Origin of the sequence: [Bacillus] selenitireducens MLS10 (assembly GCF_000093085.1) — a bacterium.
GTDB classification, from domain to species: Bacteria; Bacillota; Bacilli; order Bacillales; family Salisediminibacteriaceae; genus Salisediminibacterium; species Salisediminibacterium selenitireducens.
In genome coordinates this window covers 2623421-2641083 of sequence record NC_014219.1, presented here as the reverse complement: position 1 = coordinate 2641083, position 17663 = coordinate 2623421, and the positions used below count along the sequence as shown (strand labels likewise).

15 protein-coding genes are annotated in these 17663 nt (G+C 45.0%); 12 read left to right on the top strand and 3 right to left on the bottom strand.

From position 1 onward, the window contains the following. Position 1 precedes the first annotated feature (1 nt). Entirely contained in the window at positions 2–1273 is a 1272-nt protein-coding gene (locus BSEL_RS12300; RefSeq protein WP_155522740.1) for an MBL fold metallo-hydrolase, read from the bottom strand. 135 nt (positions 1274–1408) lie between these two features. On the opposite strand from BSEL_RS12300, the gene BSEL_RS12295 reads away from it, so the two are divergent. Continuing rightward, positions 1409–2134 carry a YwaF family protein gene (locus BSEL_RS12295; RefSeq protein ID WP_013173341.1) on the top strand — a complete coding sequence of 242 codons (726 nt, stop codon included), beginning with the start codon at positions 1409–1411 and terminating at the stop codon, positions 2132–2134. A 6-nt stretch (positions 2135–2140) separates the two neighbouring features. After that, positions 2141–2551: an NUDIX domain-containing protein gene (locus BSEL_RS12290; RefSeq protein ID WP_013173340.1), complete on the top strand. Its 411-nt coding sequence runs from the start codon at positions 2141–2143 to the stop codon at positions 2549–2551. A 13-nt stretch (positions 2552–2564) separates the two neighbouring features. On the opposite strand, the gene BSEL_RS12285 is transcribed toward BSEL_RS12290, so the two are convergent. Further along, on the bottom strand, positions 2565–3512 hold the full coding sequence (locus BSEL_RS12285) for a cation diffusion facilitator family transporter (protein ID WP_013173339.1): 948 nt from the start codon (positions 3510–3512) through the stop codon (positions 2565–2567). Positions 3513–3668: 156 nt separating this feature from the next. Between BSEL_RS12285 and BSEL_RS12280 the strand changes: the two genes are divergently transcribed. Then, a complete protein-coding gene (locus BSEL_RS12280; RefSeq protein ID WP_013173338.1) occupies positions 3669–4673 on the top strand; it encodes an MsnO8 family LLM class oxidoreductase in 1005 nt (334 codons plus the stop codon). A gap of 189 nt (positions 4674–4862) precedes the next feature. Beyond that, complete coding sequence (locus BSEL_RS12275; protein WP_013173337.1) at positions 4863–6113, top strand: methyl-accepting chemotaxis protein; 1251 nt, start codon at positions 4863–4865, stop codon at positions 6111–6113. Positions 6114–6165: 52 nt separating this feature from the next. Here BSEL_RS12275 and BSEL_RS12270 read toward each other — a convergent pair whose 3' ends face one another. After that, positions 6166–7029, bottom strand: coding sequence for a DegV family protein (locus BSEL_RS12270; RefSeq protein ID WP_013173336.1), 864 nt, complete (start codon positions 7027–7029; stop codon positions 6166–6168). Positions 7030–7244: 215 nt separating this feature from the next. Here BSEL_RS12270 and BSEL_RS12265 point away from each other — a divergent pair, with 215 nt between their 5' ends. From BSEL_RS12265 to dapF, 8 genes are all read left to right on the top strand, one after another. Continuing rightward, complete coding sequence (locus BSEL_RS12265; protein WP_013173335.1) at positions 7245–7508, top strand: hypothetical protein; 264 nt, start codon at positions 7245–7247, stop codon at positions 7506–7508. A gap of 20 nt (positions 7509–7528) precedes the next feature. Next, the gene (locus tag BSEL_RS12260; RefSeq protein WP_013173334.1) at positions 7529–8077 is read left to right on the top strand and encodes an endolytic transglycosylase MltG; all 549 of its coding nucleotides are present in this window, start codon (positions 7529–7531) and stop codon (positions 8075–8077) included. Between the two features lie 209 nt (positions 8078–8286). After that, positions 8287–10854 (top strand): PAS domain S-box protein, encoded by a 2568-nt coding sequence (locus tag BSEL_RS12255; protein ID WP_013173333.1) that lies wholly within the window; start codon positions 8287–8289, stop codon positions 10852–10854. Between the two features lie 71 nt (positions 10855–10925). Continuing rightward, positions 10926–11990, top strand: coding sequence for a J domain-containing protein (locus tag BSEL_RS12250; RefSeq protein WP_013173332.1), 1065 nt, complete (start codon positions 10926–10928; stop codon positions 11988–11990). 212 nt (positions 11991–12202) lie between these two features. Next, complete coding sequence (hcp, locus tag BSEL_RS12245; RefSeq protein WP_013173331.1) at positions 12203–13861, top strand: hydroxylamine reductase; 1659 nt, start codon at positions 12203–12205, stop codon at positions 13859–13861. A 198-nt stretch (positions 13862–14059) separates the two neighbouring features. Then, positions 14060–16147 carry a sensor domain-containing protein gene (locus BSEL_RS12240; RefSeq protein ID WP_013173330.1) on the top strand — a complete coding sequence of 696 codons (2088 nt, stop codon included), beginning with the start codon at positions 14060–14062 and terminating at the stop codon, positions 16145–16147. A 37-nt stretch (positions 16148–16184) separates the two neighbouring features. Further along, positions 16185–16532 (top strand): (2Fe-2S) ferredoxin domain-containing protein, encoded by a 348-nt coding sequence (locus BSEL_RS12235; protein WP_013173329.1) that lies wholly within the window; start codon positions 16185–16187, stop codon positions 16530–16532. 55 nt (positions 16533–16587) lie between these two features. Next, complete coding sequence (dapF, locus tag BSEL_RS12230; RefSeq protein WP_013173328.1) at positions 16588–17562, top strand: diaminopimelate epimerase; 975 nt, start codon at positions 16588–16590, stop codon at positions 17560–17562. The last annotated feature ends 101 nt before the right edge of the window (positions 17563–17663 follow it).

Below are 17663 nucleotides of genomic sequence, written 5' to 3'. Positions count from 1 at the left end.
TTTAATCCACTCCTTCTATGCAGGCGAGGTTCTCTTCCTTGATATCGGCCAGTCGTCCGGAGGAAATGCCGTTGATGTTTGTCAGTTCGTCAACAGTATCAAATGGTCTCAGAGACAGGAGTTCTTCTGCACGGGCTTCTCCAATGTGAATGATCTCTTCAAGTTCAGCCTGGCTGGCACTGTTAATGTCAATGCATCCGGTATCGGATGTTCCATTTTGGGTTTCAGTACCCGACGAAGGGTCTGAATGATCCGTGGACGCAGATTCCTGAGCACCTGTGATCTCACCGCTTTGATCTGTGGAGACATTGAGGTTAGCCCCATCCGTTTCCATGATAATGGTGCCATGTTCATATGTTGCGTAAATTTCGATATCTCTTGAGAGAACTCTGTCCATTACTTCCTCATGCGGATGGCCATAGCTGTTATCCATGCCCGCAGAAATAATCGCATATGAGGGAGCAACAGCATCGAGGAAAGCCTCTCCTGTAGACGTTCGTGATCCGTGGTGACCAAGGTGCAACACGTCTGCACTCAGGTTGATTCCTGTATTGATCATACGTTCCTCAGCACTGTGTTCGGCATCACCTGTAAGGAGAAATCGGTGTTCTCCGTAGGTCAGCTTGATGCTGAGTGAACTGTCATGGAGATCACCCGTGAGACGTTCCGGATTCAGGATGATCAATTCTGCATCTCCGATTCGGTATTCATCTCCTGTCCTTGGTTCTTCATAAACCGCATCGGAACTGAGGACGGCGTCAATGACTCGTTCGTAAGTTGCGGAGCTGTGTTCCTCACCGGACATCCACACTTCGCCGACATCAAATTCATCAATGATGATGGCCATCTGTCCGATGTGATCGGCGTGAGGGTGACTGGCAATCATAATGTCAATCCCGTCAAGTTTCTGTTCATGCAGGTAATCGACAACATCTGTCCGGGTCCAGTCTCCGGCATCATATAATATGGAGAACGGTTCTCCTTCTTCTTCAAAAAGAAACAGGGTTGCATCGGCTTGTCCGGCGTCGATGAAATGGATCTCCATCAGTCCGTCGGGTTCAAAAGCAGAGTCCTCATTCTCATTTTGATTCGTTTCATGATCATCCGCTGTTTCCTCATCTGAACTTGCATGATGGTTTTCTTCGTTGTTCACTTCCGTGTTCATGTCTTCAGATGTGTCATTCACCGGACTGTTATCAACGGCTTCATTCACATCAGTTCCGCATGCAGACAGCATGAATAATGCTCCAAAAATGAGCCCATATTTTGACAAGCTGATCACGTCCTTTACCTGTTTTCCATTTCAGTCTGAGCGTCTATAAAAGACTTCTGTGGTACACTGTCAGTATGTATTGATTCAGTGTGAGTGTAAAGACTTTTGAGTCTTTTTTTGGGAGGCTGATGATTGGTGTTGTCTCTATTCAGCGGTTCGAGTTCGGATTTTCCATTTGAAATGTTTTCCCTGTCGCATCTGGTCATGATCGCCCTGACGGTTACCGGCGTGATTTTTATTGGTCTCTTTCGCTACAGATTACAAAATCAGCAAGAGTGCCGTTTGAGACTGGGAGAACTGATTGCAGCGTTTACGTTGATCGTATTTGAAGTGGGGTATTATATGTGGCTTTGGCTCAATGACAGTTGGGACGTGTCACATGGTCTGCCGCTTGAGCTCTCGAGTATCAGTGTCATGATGATCATTGTTCTTCTTATCAGACGGAACCGGCACTTTGTTGAGATTATGTTTTTGGTTGGCATCAGTGGAGCCGTTCAGGCAATCCTGACGCCGGTTCTGTTCTTTGATTTTCCCCATTTCAGATTTATCCATTTCTTTTTGACACACATGGCTGTGATTTGGGTTGTGTTTTATTTCATCTGGGTCAGACGTTACCACATCACAATCCACAGTATTTGGAAAGCCATGTTGTTCCTGAATATTCTGTTGCCCTTTATTTATCTGGTGAATGTATGGGTTGACGGGAATTACTGGTTTATTATGGAGAAGCCGTCCGGAGGGAGCTTCCTCGATGTATTAGGACCTCATCCGTGGTATATAGCTGGAATGGAAGCAGCGGCATTGGTGTTTTTCACGTTGCTTTGGCTTATTTTTGGCAAGAAAGAATTCAAGAAGAGGTGAACAGACGTGAATCCATTGGAAGCAATTGTCGTGGTGAAGGCCTGCATCATGGATCAGAACCGAATTCTGATCGTGCACCGGACAGGCACGTATCCGAAGTGGGAGTGCCCGGGGGGCAAAGTGGATATGAACGAAACGCTGACACAAGCATTGAAAAGAGAAGTTTTCGAAGAGACAGGGCTTAAGATCGAGGTTGATGAGCTGATGTACGCAACAGTGATGAACGTTGCTGACAAAGGGAAGTCCTATCTGATCCTGAATTATGCAGCTCGTGCAGAATCGACAACCGTTGTGTTGTCCGATGAACATGACCGTGCAGCCTGGGTAAGTGAAGAAGAATTCCATGAAAAAATCCCTGAAGACATTCTTACAGCCTTCAGGGATCATCGCGTGTTTGAGCGATTGCTTAATCGGTAAAACAAGACCGGTGTTAGGCGCGTTTTTTTTCTTTTGATTTTGGGGAAAGATCTGTGACGGTTCCCCCGTCATCAGGACGATAAGGGTTCACATGGACAAATACATTTTGCACGGTATCATAATTCTTGATGAGGCATTTTTTTACATTCTTCGATATTGTATGACCTTTCTCCACACTGATGGAAGGATCAACGCTTACTTTTATGTCGACGATGATGTAATGACCGTGTGTTCGGGCAAGCAGTTCATCGACTCGAATAACGCCTTCAACATTTTCTGCAGATTCGGCAATCGGCTTGACTTCATCATCAGATAAAACCTGCTCAAGCATAACCTGGCTCGATTCTTTGGCCAGCGTAAACCCGACTTTCATAACGAGCACGGATACGGCAAGCCCTGCCAGGGGATCGAGGTATACAAGCAAAGGGAGATTCATGGCTTGACCAAACATGGCTCCTGCGATGCCGATGAAGGCGGCCAGTGAAGAAATGGAATCCGAGCGGTGGTGCCAGGCTTCAGCCATCAGGGCTGAACTGTTGATTTTTTTGGCCAGTCTGGATTTGTAATGGTAGAGAATTTCTTTTGTGATCAGTGAGAAGAAAATAACGACAAGGGCCATGATACCGGGAGCCCTTGTGACTCCGCCGAAAAAAGCACCGATTGAGGAAATGGCAATCTCAAAGCCCACCACGATCAGCAGAATAGCGACGATAATCGTGGCAATGTTTTCGGCCTTTCCATGTCCATAGGGATGGTCTTTATCCGGGGGTTTCTGTGCGGTTTTCAATCCGGCGAGGACCGCGATGGAACCGGCGACGTCAGAAGCAGAGTGCGCAGCATCCGCAATCAGGGCCCGGCTTCCGGAAAGCCAGCCGGTGATGCCTTTTAATATGGCGAGAATGGCGTTGGCAATGATGCCGATCCAGGTTGCAATTGCAGCTTGCTGAAACCGGTTTTCCATCACGATCACCTCCTTTTCTGTTTTAAGCATAGCAAACGGCATGTGAGTGGGTCTACAGCAACCTTGTTGCCAAGTGCTAAGTCAATTTAATGGGTTCAACTAAGTTGAATCAGGGAAACAATTTACTACTACTTAATTTAGGAAGGAGTGAGGGCTGTGATTAACCGATTAAGTATATTGGATGCATCGCCGATTTTGGAAAATCAAAGAGCGGAGGATGCAATTCATTGCTCTTTGAAGTTGGCTTCTTATGGGGATGAACTGGGCTACTACCGGTATTGGGCAACAGAACACCATGATTTGCCGGGTCTTGCAGGATCGAGTCCGGAAATAATTCTTGCTGCTGCGGGGCGGGATACATATAACATCCGACTCGGTACAGGCGCCGTCCTGCTTCCTCATTACAGCCCTTATAAAGTGGCCGAAGTACATCATAATCTGGCCTGTCTGTATCCGGGACGCATCGATCTTGGGGTGGGCAGAGCTCCCGGTGGGAACCCTGAAACGTCTGAAGCCCTGAGTGGCGCTTTTTTGAAACGGGTTTACGAAATGAATGATGCGATCAGTGAGCTTCAGGGTTATTTGAACGGTTCGAGTACAAACGGTCTGAAAGCAGCTCCTGTTCCGGACACTGCACCAACGCTTTGGCTGCTCGGAACCAGTCTCAAGAGTGCGAGACTTGCGGGCAAATCAGGTCTTTCATATGGATTTGCCCAGTTTATGAGTGACGTGGATCCGGCGGAAGCGATGCGTGTTTATAAGGAAGAGCTTGAACGGCATGGGTTTTCAAAAGTGGGCAGGCAGACGCTGATTGCGGTCTCTGTGATCTGTGCGGAGACGTCGACGGAGGCAGAGTCCATTGCTGAACCGGTTATCAGACAGGGATTGAAGCGTGAACAAGAACAGGCTGCCAGAATTGCTCAGGCAGCCGGGCATAAAGCTCCTGAGATATCTCATCAAGAAAAACAAGCAATTCTTGAGCGGCACAGAAAAAGTAAATTTATCGGATCAGGAGAAAGTGTTTACAGCGATCTTCAGACGTTGGCCGAAGACTCCGGCTGCGGGGAAATCATGGTCATAACCCATACATCTACACAACAGGAGCGGTTCAAATCCTACAGGTGCCTGATGGAAAGCCACCGTAGGGTACAACCGTATTAAAGATCTTTCACCCCATTATTTGGTTATATCCGGAGTGATATATTGGTTACTGACGTATGCAAAAACTCCCGGTTATCAAAAATGTCCGATACTTTCATGATAAAATCACAAAAGTAGTGTAGAATAGTGCCTGAGTCAAAACACCTGATAAGTGAATGATGTAAATAATGAGAAGAAGGTGTTGGAATCATGGGATTTATTCAACGGTTAACATTTCGTTTTATCGCTTCGATCGTCATTGTAATGCTGATAAATACGGTTATCGCAAATCTGATCATCAGCGGATTGGAAATGACAGGAATTGATCTGGGGATCATTGGGGTCTGGTTAAATGCGAGTATGAATATTATAGTGGCAACGGTGCTGTTATGGTATATCCTCAGGCATTTTGTCATCAAACCTTTAGATAAAATGTTAGAAAAGATTGATGAGTTTGAAGGCGGGAATCGGGATGTTCGACTCGGTTTTAAAGGAAAAGATGAAATCGCAGATGTTGCAAACAGGCTTAACGAGCTGTTTGAACGGACTGTGCAACAGGAAGAAGCTGTTCACAGCCAGGTACAGGCAGTTGATCAGAGCACATCCCAATTAACGGATCAGGTAAATGAACTTATGAAGCGGACTGACACGATTTCAGAAATGTCCGGACACGTAGCTGAATCTTCCAACAGCCAGTTGGCCACTTTCGAAGAAACCCTCAGCGTTACGGAATCGATGGAGCAGCATATTCTGACCCTTTCTGAACAGCTGAAAGCTGTAACCGGCTCCTTTCAACATCTTGAAGAGGATGCACTGAAAGGGAAAGATGAAGTCAAAGATGTTCATGATGTTATTGAAGGTCTTACATATAAGTCTGAAGAAACAAAGCAGATGATGAACGATTTTTCCGTCGAGGTGGAACGGATACACGAAATCGTGCAGTTAATAAGCGATATATCGGAACAGACAAATCTTCTGGCACTGAATGCTTCGATTGAAGCGGCACGTGCAGGTGAGCACGGCCAGGGATTTGCCGTCGTGGCAGATGAAGTGAGAAAACTCGCTGAACGTTCCGGTGATGCCACACAGACGATTACAACGACTGTTGAGAGCATTCTCAAACAGGTGAAAGAATCGACAGGCAAAACAAACGAGCAGACAAAAGAGATCAGTGAAGGCGCGGCAAGGATTGAAAAAATGAGTGAACGTTTCGACTCCATCACAACGGAACTGCTGAAAAATGCTGAAGAAATTGAACGGATTAATGAAGAGATGCAAACATTAACGCTTTCCGGAAAAGAAATTACCTCTGCGATCAATCAGGAAACAGCGAATGTGGAGGCAGTTTCTTCACAAATTGAGGATTCGAATGAAGCTGTATCCAATCAGTACAAACAAGTGGAAGACATGCGTGATACCATTCGTCATCTGAAAGAACGCACAAGCGAAATGAATCACTGATTCCATGCAAACAAAGCCCGGACCGCTTTTTAGCGTCCGGGCTTTGTGCTTGTTATACAGGTTTGTTTTCGTTATGCCAGATCATTGCAACGGTTCCTTCACCGGCATGAGCGGCAATGGTGGAACTGATCTCACCAATGATGACTTTCATTTCAGGGAACTGTTCATGCACCAGTGCTTTGACTTCCTCTGCTCTGTGCTCCACGTTTCCGTGCATAATTTGAACAGAATCAATTTTATATTGATCCATCGCTTCTTTGAACAGCTCAATCAATCGTTTGGTTGCTTTTTTCTCTGAGCGTACTTTTTGGAAAAGGTGAAACTTTCCTTCGTTGTTTATCTGAATAATCGGTTTCACTTTCAGGAGATTCCCGATCAGATACTGGGTGCCGGACATGCGGCCTCCTTTGTAAAACTGATCAAGGCTTCCCAAAAGGACGTAGTTCTCGGATTTCTTGGCTTCCGTTTGCAGAATCTCGCCGATTTCAGAAGCGGATTTACCGGTCTTTTCAAGCTCGAGTCCTTTTTCAATCAAGGTCGTAATCGCGTGGGACATTGACAGGGAATCGACAACAGTGACAGGAAAGTCGGCCATGTCTTTGCCCTGTGTGGAGCTAGCGATTGTGCCGCTGATTTCACTGGAAACGTGAACCGCAATGGCCTCGTCATAATTTTCTTTCAGTTTTTCATACATTTCCGCAAACTCTCCTGCAGGTGGCTGAGACGTTTTCGGAAGTTCTTTGTTTTCGCGAATACGTGTATACAGTTCATCTGTGGTCAGTTCAACACCATCCTGAAACTGTTCTTCTCCAAATGTAATATAAAGAGGAATCACATGCACATCAGGGTGTTCTTGGAGTTCTTTTGTAACAAATGCGGTACTGTCAGTAACCCAGGCTATTTTTTTCTTGGACATACTTTCACCACTTTCTGAACGATTGGTTTCTATTTAAGTATAGAGTGAACTGTCATGGATACATAGTGACACCTGTCATGTATTTTGAGTGAATGACAGGTAATCATACTTCCAATGCTTTACGCCATTTGTATGATTTTTATTGATCTTCTTACGATGATTGACCAAATATGATATAACAGTAAAGGGGCAAGTTTGCAAAGGAGGGATGATGGATGACAGTGGTTTATGTATTGCTGGCAGTCGGAATAGCGACATTGGTATATGCCGTATTTAAAAAAGACAACGGTGAAGAGATCGATCATAAAATGGAGAATTTCTCGATTACGCTGATGAAAGAGCTCGAACGCACAAACAAGCGGGTTGATGCTTTACAAGAAGAGCTAGAACAGGTAAAAACCAGAGAAGTAATACTTACTGAACAGCTTAAATATGAACAGAAACAAAACAGTAAAAATGAGGAAAAAGTGACACAGTAACTGCGGACGGAGGAAGCAACGTGACAAAAGATCAACTAAAAGGCATTGGTACGGGGATCCTGTTGGCAACTGCACTTTTGATACCATCCGTAATGGCAGACTCTCAAGAGACGCAGTCTGACGATACAGAGTCACATGATACAGAGCAAGAAAATCATGAGAATACTGAAGCGGATAACGGAATGTCTGATGAAGACTGGCAGGATTACCAAAACCTGATTGAAGATATGTATGTCATCGAAGAAGCGCTAAAAGCAGCTGATGAACAAAACAAGTCACTGAAAGAGAAGAACGAAGCACTTGAGGAAGCGCTCGAGGAAGAACGTGAGCGGTCGAATGAAACTGCCGACGAGTCCGTTGAGATATCGGCCCTTTACCTGGTTGTCGGTCAAGGGATGTCGGCCGGTGAAATCGGCGAAATTTTGGAGCGCGCAGGAATGATTCCGTCATCCTCTTCATTCAGACAGTATATTGAGGATGAGGACCTGGTTATGTCCATTCGCGCAGGAGAATATGTCATCACGGAAACAATGAGCGTTCAAGATATTGCCAGTGAAATTACGAGCTGAATAAGCATGATGAATGACGATCCAAAGAAGAGTGGATCATCAGATGAACCTTGGCAAACGGCTGCCAAGGTTTTTTTATTTCCGGACGTTGATATATTTCATTAAATTTATAATTAAGAGATTTAAAGTAAAATCATTGCGCGGAATGAACGTGAATTGTCGCACTTTTATCCTGCAAAAGATGTTATAATGGTCTGTGAGAAGTATAGATGTCTGGAAATTGGAAGGTGAACCCCGTGGAGATTTCTTTCTATCGAACACTGGTTGATGTGTCCCCTGTGGGGACAGCCTTGCATAAGTTGATCCGTAATGAATACGGTAAAGCGGTTGATTACGAGTTTTTATATGTGAATAAAGCGTTTGAAGAACAGACCGGGCTTAAAAATCAAGACATAAGCGAAAAGAGAGTCACTGAAGTGCTGCCTGATCTGGAGAAGGGGACATTTTCCTGGCTGAGGATGTATGAAGACCTGTTCAATCACGGGGAAACAGTCTCATTTGAACAATATTCACATCCTTTAAATCGCTGGTACAGGGTAACGGCGAAGGCCTTTGATGCTTCCTGTTTTGTTACGTATTTTGTCGACATCACGTCTGAAAAGCAGGTGATCAGTGACCGGGATACGATGCTGATCACATTAAATCATATCGTGTTTGAAATTGATGAGAACTTCATTCACACAAATGTTTTGACCGAGAACGAGAGCCATTTGTTTTTACCAAAAGAAGAGATTATCGGATTGTCAGTCAGGGAGCTATTGCCTCTGGCTCTGGCTAAGCCGTTTGAAGAGACCATGCTGAAATCAAAACGGACGGGTCAGACAGAAATGCTGCAATACGAGTCACCTTTACCGGGTGATGACCGTTATTTCAGGGCTGAGATCCGCTACGGTCAGTTCGTGACCGGACGGAAATGGGTCGCATCGATCCGGGACGTATCGGCAGAAGTTAAAGCGGAACAAGAGCGGCTGGATTATCAGGATCGCATTTATCATCAGAGAAGACGTATGGAGTATATACTTGAAGGAACAAATGCAGGCACATGGGAATGGGATATGATATCGAATCGAGTGACGGTGAATGAACGATGGGCTGAGATGAAAGGGTACCGTTTTGAAGACGTCGACACTTTTGATATGGGCTGGTTTTTGAGTCTCATTCATCCGGAAGACCATGAGGCATTGAGTCGCAAGTTGGCTCGGGTAAATGAGGGATCGATGCCAGTATACGAAATCGAGATGCGGATCAGGCACCAGAAGGGCCACTATATCTGGATCGAAGCAAGAGGGAAGATTCTTGAACGTTCAGAAAACGGAGAACCGATTCTGATGAGCGGGACCCATTTGGATATTACGAAACGAAAAGTCGAGGAAATTGAACGCGAGATGGAGCGTGAACAATTTAAAACGACGCTATTATCCATCGGTGATGGCGTTATTACAACCGATGCAGCAGGAAGAGTCACGATGATGAACCGGATGGCTGAATCTACGACAGGGTGGCAGTTGCATGAAGCGAAGAACAGGAAGATTGAAGAGGTGTTTAAACTTGTCCACGCCGATTCAGGGGAGGAAATAGCCAGCCCGGTTCAAATGGCGATTGAGTCACAAGCTAAAGTGGAGCTTGGGGAGGACATTCAACTGATCAAAAAATCAGGAGAAAAATGCTTTGTCCATGACAGTGTTGCACCGATCTATTCAGGTGAAGGTATTTTAACCGGAACCGTTATCGTGTTTCGTGACATTTCCGAGAAATATGAACAGGTCAAACAAATTCGATATTTAAGTGATCACGATCAGTTAACCGGTATGTATAATCGTCATTATTACGAGCGCATTATGATGGAAATCGAAAAGAATCCTCCTGCCAATCTTTCCGTTATCGTTGCCGACGTCAATGGTCTGAAACTTGCAAATGACGGATTCGGGCATCAGTTCGGTGATCGATTGCTAGAAGAAACCGGAAGAATTCTCGAGAATGAAATACGAAGCGGTGAGATTGTGGCAAGGATCGGGGGCGATGAATTTGTCATCTTGCTCCCTGGTGTCAATGAAAAAGAAGCGAAAAAGCGGATGGAGACCCTTCATGAGAAGCTTAATAAAGGGAAGGTCGATGATATTTATTTGTCGGTATCACTGGGATTTTCTTCTCTGGATCCTTCGGATTCACATATCGAAGAAGTCTTTAAACGAGCTGAAGACCGGATGTACCGTAAGAAAATTGACGAAAGTCGTGCCATGCGTGAATCCACCATCGAAATCCTTCTGAAGAAACTGAAATTATCAGAAGGCTATCACAGTGATCATGCCGAGCGGGTTGTCACTTTTTCTGTGGAGATCGGTAAAGGCCTGGACATGAGTGCCGAAGAACTCGAAGATCTGAGGCTCGCGAGTATCATGCATGATATCGGTCTTGTATCAGTTGATCCTGCTTTGTTAATAAAGCCGGTTTCATCATTAACAGAAGAAGAAAAAGTGAAACTTCAAAAACATCCTGAAACCGGCTATCAGCTGTTACGCACTTCGACTGAATTTTCAAGGATTGCGGACATTGTACTGTGTCATCAGGAACAGATGGATGGAAGCGGTTATCCAAGAGGCATTACAGCCGGTCAGATCCCTCTTGAAAGCCGAATAATAAATACGGCCCGTTTTATGGACCGGGCACTTTCCTACAGAAATGAATCAAAAGAGAAAGTGGTCGAGGATTTAAAACGTGCAGCCGGAACAACTATGGATCAAGATGTCGTTCGGCAGGCGATTTCCATTCTTTCCTGATCCCAAACCGGATCAGGTTTTTCTTTTTCGTCAATTACCGTTATAATAGAAGAATGACAGGAGGGGAATCCATGGATCAATTTAAAGATTATTACAGAATACTTAATGTGGATGCCGATGCATCAGCTCACGCAATTCGTGAGGCATACCGCGAAAAAATACATGATCTGCATCCTGAAAGAGGCGGCGATGAATCGGATTATGAACAGGTAAAAGAAGCATACGAAGTTCTTTCGGATCCTGAAGAAAGACAGCGGTATGATGAGATCTATTATAATTATAACGAAGACTGGGGATTCAGTGATCAAACGGATTCTGAAGAAGATGAACAGGATGACGATCCGGTCATGGATGAAGAGCCTGATTGGCGTGAACAGCGCCAGAAAAAATCCAAACCGCTGTTTCCGGAGTGGAGCGGCTGGAAGAAGGTTGCTGTTTCATCCCTGATCGTCAATCTGGTTATCGCCGTGCTTTTTTTAATGGGGATTACAGAGATTTCCGATGCACAGCAGGAAGTACAGAATGTCCGTACTCAGGAAGAAGCCTTTTTGGCTCAAATTGATGAACTTGAAGAAGAAAATCAGACACTTTCTGAAGAAATCGATGCAATGACTGCTGATATTGTCCGTCTCGAAGAGGAATTAACGAATGCGGAGGACAATGCAACTGCACTTGAAGAGGAGAACGAAGCCTTAATCGAAGACATTCGAGAGCTTGAAGAGGCACTTGCTGAAGCACGTGAGGAAGCCGAGACGGCCACAGGGTCTCAGGCGGGGACTGATACAACGGAGACCTTCCTGTTGGGTTCTGATCTGGATACGGTCGTAAATATTATGGGAGAGCCGGATGAGATCACGGATGAGGGTGTTCGATATGGACGATCCGTCGTTTATCTTGATGGCACGACTGTTGTCGGCTGGTCCGATATAGATGGCAGTCTCGCCGTTTCCGTTATCACAGAGGGTGATGCTGACACTTTTTCAGAAGGCAGTACAGAAGGGGAAGTGGCTTCCGCAATGGGCACCACGCCAAATGCCGTTCGGGGGAATACGTGGACGTATGGACTTTCAACGATCACATTTGAAAACGGACAAGTCAGTTCGTATGAGAATACCGGGAATCTTGCTGTTGACTGATTGGATGGACAGAATATCAATATTTGAATAATAGAATGATCAGAACCGGCCCAATAGTTTCCGTCAGGGTCGGTTTTTTTCTTTTTCTGCCTGACTCTATGGCGATTTTGTGAACGATCTCTCATAGTGATTTGAATCACCTCATAATATCCAACTCTATATTACCATATGAATTAGTTAAGAAATGAACAATACAGAGGAGGCAATTTATTATGAGTATGTTTTGTAATCAGTGTCAGGAAGCGTTAAGAAATGTCGGCTGTGATGCCATGGCAGGTGTTTGCGGTAAGACGAGTGAGACTGCAAATCTTCAGGACCTGCTGATATATACGATTAAAGGCGTAGCCCATTTTAATCAGATTGCAAGGGAGCATCAGCTGAATCGAAAAGAAACGGATCGTGTGGTGCTCGATGGTCTGTTCACTACCATTACCAATGCGAATTTCGACGATCAATCCATTATGAACAAGATTGAGAAGGCTTTGACTGAAAGAGAAACGATCCGTCTGTCACTCGTTGATCAGGGGATCATTGACTCGCATCAGCTCCTTCCTGATTACGCTGCGTGGAGTGGAAATCGTTCGGTTTTTGAAGCGAAGTCTGAGGAGAAGAGGGTCGGTCTTCTTGCAGGAGAGAATGAAGATGTCAGAAGCCTCCGTTCACTGATTTTGTTTGGTCTGAAGGGGATGGCTGCTTATGCGGAGCATGCACTCAACCTCGGCTTTACAAAAGATGAGATCATTGCATTTGTGGAAAAAGGGTTGCTTGTTACAGAGGATGACGATATGACCGCTGACGAACTGACAGCATTCGTACTTGAAACAGGGAAGTATGGCGTTGACGTGATGGCGCTTCTTGATGAGGCAAATACAACCTCCTACGGACATCCGGAAATGACAGAAGTCCAAATCGGGGTGAACAGTGACCGCCCGGCTATTCTTGTCAGTGGTCATGACCTGAAAGACTTTGAAGAGTTACTCGAACAATCCAAGGATTCAGGTGTGGACATTTATACGCATTCAGAAATGCTGCCGGCAAACTATTATCCGGCATTTAAAAAATACGATCATTTTGTAGGGAACTATGGTAACGCCTGGTGGAAACAAAAAGAGGAGTTTGAGAGCTTTAATGGTCCTGTTCTGTTCACAACAAACTGCATCGTACCTCCAAAGGCGAGCTATTCTGACCGCATTTACACAACCGGTTCAACCGGATACCCGGGATTCAGACATATCCCGGATCGAGTTGATGGTCAGAAGAAGGATTTCACTGAAATCATTGAGCATGCCAAACGTCTGCCTGCACCTGAGCAAATTGAAGAAGGCACAATCGTCGGCGGATTTGCCCACAATCAGATTACACAGCTCGCCGATCAGGTTGTTGATGCTGTGAAGAGCGGTGCCATTCGCAAATTTTTCGTCATGGCAGGCTGCGACGGTCGCATGAAATCGAGAGACTACTATACAGAATTCGCGAATGAATTGCCGAATGATACGGTCATCTTGACTGCCGGTTGCGCGAAGTACCGCTATAATAAACTGCCGCTTGGTGATATCGGGGGGATTCCGAGAGTACTTGACGCAGGTCAATGCAATGATTCCTATTCGTTGGCCGTTGTGGCAATGAAACTCAAGGAAATCTTTGAACTCAATGACATTAATGAACTGCCGATTGAATACAATCTTGCATGGTATGAACAAAAAGCGGTCATTGTTTTGCTTGCCCTTCTTCATCTCGGGGTTAAAGACATTAAACTCGGGCCGACACTTCCTGCATTCCTGTCTCCGAATGTGGCCAAGGTTCTTGTAGAGAACTTCGGTATCAGCGGTATGACGGATGTTGAGACTGACATGGAAGCGATGATGAGCTGAACTGCATAATCGCACTGGACGGAGACATCACAATGCCTCCGTCTTTCTTTATGTTTCTCGGAGATTTTGATGATCCATGAGCCCAGTGTAGTCGTGAGACCTATTCATACGGGAAAAGTAATCATTTAATTTGACTTAGTTTTGTGATAAAATCTTCTCAGATAAGAGGAAGTGTATTGAAATGGAGTTTATGCAGATATGGATTTAAATCAATGGGATATAAAATCATTCGCCAATATGATGAGTGATGCAGTTTTTATTATGGGTGTCGATCAGGAGGAACGGTTTGTTTACGCGTTTATCAATAATACTTGCAAAAAGCGGTTCGGTTATACCGAAGACATCATTGGTAAAACGATTGAAGAAGGCGCAAATCCGGAAATGGTTGACTACCTGAATCACCGATACCAGGAAGTCCTCAAAACAGGAGAGACAGTTATATACAGTGACACTGTTCACGGGAGAATCGATGAAACGAAACTCGATCCTGTAAGAAACAGCGCGGGGGATATTACGCATATTATTGCCGTTACACGTAATATCACAACAATTGAAAATCAGCGCCAGGCCCTGCTTCGGAGTAATCAGCGGTATCAATCCCTTTTTGATTATAACAAATCAGGTATATTTGAGCTGGATAAAAATGGCCGGTTCATATCATTAAATCCATCGGGGACGATGATACTCGGAATGGATGAAAAGGAAATGATGCAGAACTCCTTTCATTCAATTGTCTGTATGGAAGATCTCCCTCAGGTATCAGAGATGTTTCAAAGATCACTCGACGGGGAGACTGTGGATTATCAGACAGCAATTATCGATGCGAATGGCGACCGTAAACGTCTGGATGTTACCCATGTTCCGATGATCGTTGATTATGAAGTGGTTGGCGTCTACGGCATTGCACGGGATATTACGTCTGAACACAGACAGAAAAAACAAATTGAAGATCTTGCGAACCAGGACCAGTTGACTGGCATGCCGAACCGTTCTGCAATGAAACGAAAGCTTAAAGAAAAACTTCGTTCCCATCAAAAGGACGGGTATGTGGCTGTCCTGGTCCTTGACGTCGATGATTTTAAGCTGATCAATGATTCAGTCGGACATGATCAGGGAGATGAGCTGATTCTCGAGCTCTCAAAGCGTCTTGATCAGGCCTTTTCCAAACGATTTGATATTGGCCGGATTGGCGGTGATGAGTTTATGATGATCGGTCATCCCAAAAGCCGCGGCGATCTTACGGATATTTCAGGGATTTTGGATCATTTGTTTTCGGAGCCGTTTCATATCGAAAACCGTAATTATTATTTGAAAAGCAGCTGTGGCATTACCGTCGTCAATGGTCATAACCATCAGCGTATTCCTGAAGATGTTATGAAACAGGCTGAAATGGCCATGTATTCGAGTAAAAAACGCGGGCGCGGGTTAACGACCTTTTATGATGAATCGATGAACGAAGCTTCCAGACGAATGCTGTTTCTCGAGCAGGAACTCCAACTGATTTTACAGGAACGCGGCCTTTTTGTTCATTACCAGCCAATTCTCGATGCCCGGACCGGACAGATCAAAAGTTTCGAGGCCCTTGTGCGCTGGCACCATCGCCAGGAGGGGGCCATTTCACCTTCAGAGTTCATCCCTGTTGCTGAGGAATCAGGTCTGATCCACCAAGTTGGTGAATTTGTTCTGGATGAAAGTCTGTCGATGTTAACCAAGTGGCGAAAAGCAGGTCATCAGGATATAAGGATTTCAATTAATATCTCGGTCAAACAGCTTGAAGACAGGAGCCTTTTGACCATGATTCAGCAAAAACTTGATCATTACGGGCTTTTGCCTCATGATATTGAACTTGAAATTACGGAGACTGTAGTCATGGAAAATATCGACAAAGTCAGGCACACACTTGATCTTCTGCAGGATAAGGGGATTTATTTGTCGATTGATGATTTTGGCACAGGCTATTCATCGATGAGTTCACTGAACCGCCTGCCATTTCACACGATTAAAATTGACCGTTCTTTCATAACGGACGTGATGTATGTCAGTAAAAGCCGTGCGATCCTGCGTTCGATGATTCAGCTTGCTTCGGAAATGGGCATGACGACAATTGCGGAAGGTGTGGAAACGAAAGAGCAGTTCGATATATTAAGAACGGAGGGCGTCAGTGAAGTACAGGGCTTTTATTTCACCAAACCGGTCACTGCCTGCGAAGCAGAGGAGAAGTGGCTCAAGAATCCTGAGAATTCAAGGGTTACAATGGGTGTGAAACAGGGAAAAGATTCTGTGTAATCACCTTAAGGATTCTTGATAAAAGGATGTGTTTATTGTGTCATCCAGAAATATCGAACAGCTCAATCATCATTTGCTCGTCTGTCAGGGGAAGAACTGCAGAAAAGCAGGAGCGAAGTCATTATACAAGGCTTTGAATAAGGAACTTGATTCACGGGGACTGAAAAAACAGGTCCAGACGACGAAAACAAAATGCCTTGAGCAATGCAAAGATAAATGTGTCGTTATCGATTATCCGGAAGGAACATGGTACCGTAAACGGTCTGCTGATGATACAGAGGAGATGATCGACGCGATTTTAGAGAAGCATCCTCCTGAAGATCCCAGCCTTGTCAGTCATGTTCTGAACGATGATGGATTCAAGAAGAAAAAGAAGAAACGATAAGTCCCTTCCTGAAGGGGCTTTCCTCATTTTGTCTGATTTGAAAGGAGTTTTGATCATGAAGCTGTCTATAATCAAATGCCACGGTTCCGGGAATGATTTCATCATTATAGATGAAATGGATCAGCCGGACCGTTTTACAGAAGAAGAAAGACGGAGTCTGAGTATACTTCTCAGTGACCGGAAGGGGAAAATCGGCTCCGACGGGCTTTTATTTATCCAGAACAGTGAGCATTGTGATGCAAGAATGCGCATGTTCAACTCTGATGGCACAGAAGCGGAAATGTGCGGAAATGGCCTTCGTTGTGTAGCAAGGTATGCCATTGAGAAGCTGGGCAAGAAGCATCTTGTCATTGAAACAATGAAAGCAGACCTTCCTGTAAGACAAACAGAAGACCTGTATCCGGATATGAAGACGTATGAAGTGGCGATTGAGCCGGTATCTCTTGATCCTGTGTCTTTGCCGCTTAAAACGGTCCATGCACCTCATATTGACAGGCCTATACCTGCGCTTTCCGATAATCTGTCTTTTACCGCCCTGAGTGTTCCAAACCCGCATGTTGTCACAAAGGTGAATGATGTGCCGCACCGGGATGCTGAATCCATTGGACGGCTTGCCAATGACCTGAGTGATATATTCCCAAATGGGGTCAATGTGAGTTTCATGAAGCCTCTCACAAAGAATCAGATATTCGTTCAGACATATGAGCGGGGAGTCGGTTTAACGAACGCATGCGGAACAGCGATGTCTGCATCGAGTCTCGTTTCTGTCCTCAATGCCGGTAACGATCTCAATGAAGTGATTACCGTATTTAATCCGGGGGGGATGGTTCAGACCGTTGTTCATCAAGAGGATGAAGTCTATACAATAAAGCTTCGCGGTAATGCGACGTATGAGTACAGTTCGGATCTTGAAGCGGATTTAGACCACGGATATATTGAACAGCTCCGGGTTGAGCGTTATACAGATGAAGAGGAATTATATGAAAAAGTCGCAGAAGAGGCAAAGCGCCTCGTCCGTAATCTTTCCTGAGTATTTCAGGGGATTTTTACTTCATTGTTTAAAGGTGATCCTTCACACGCGTTTTCCTGCAGCCGATTTTGACTCAATAATAATGGCCCCTGAATCACAGA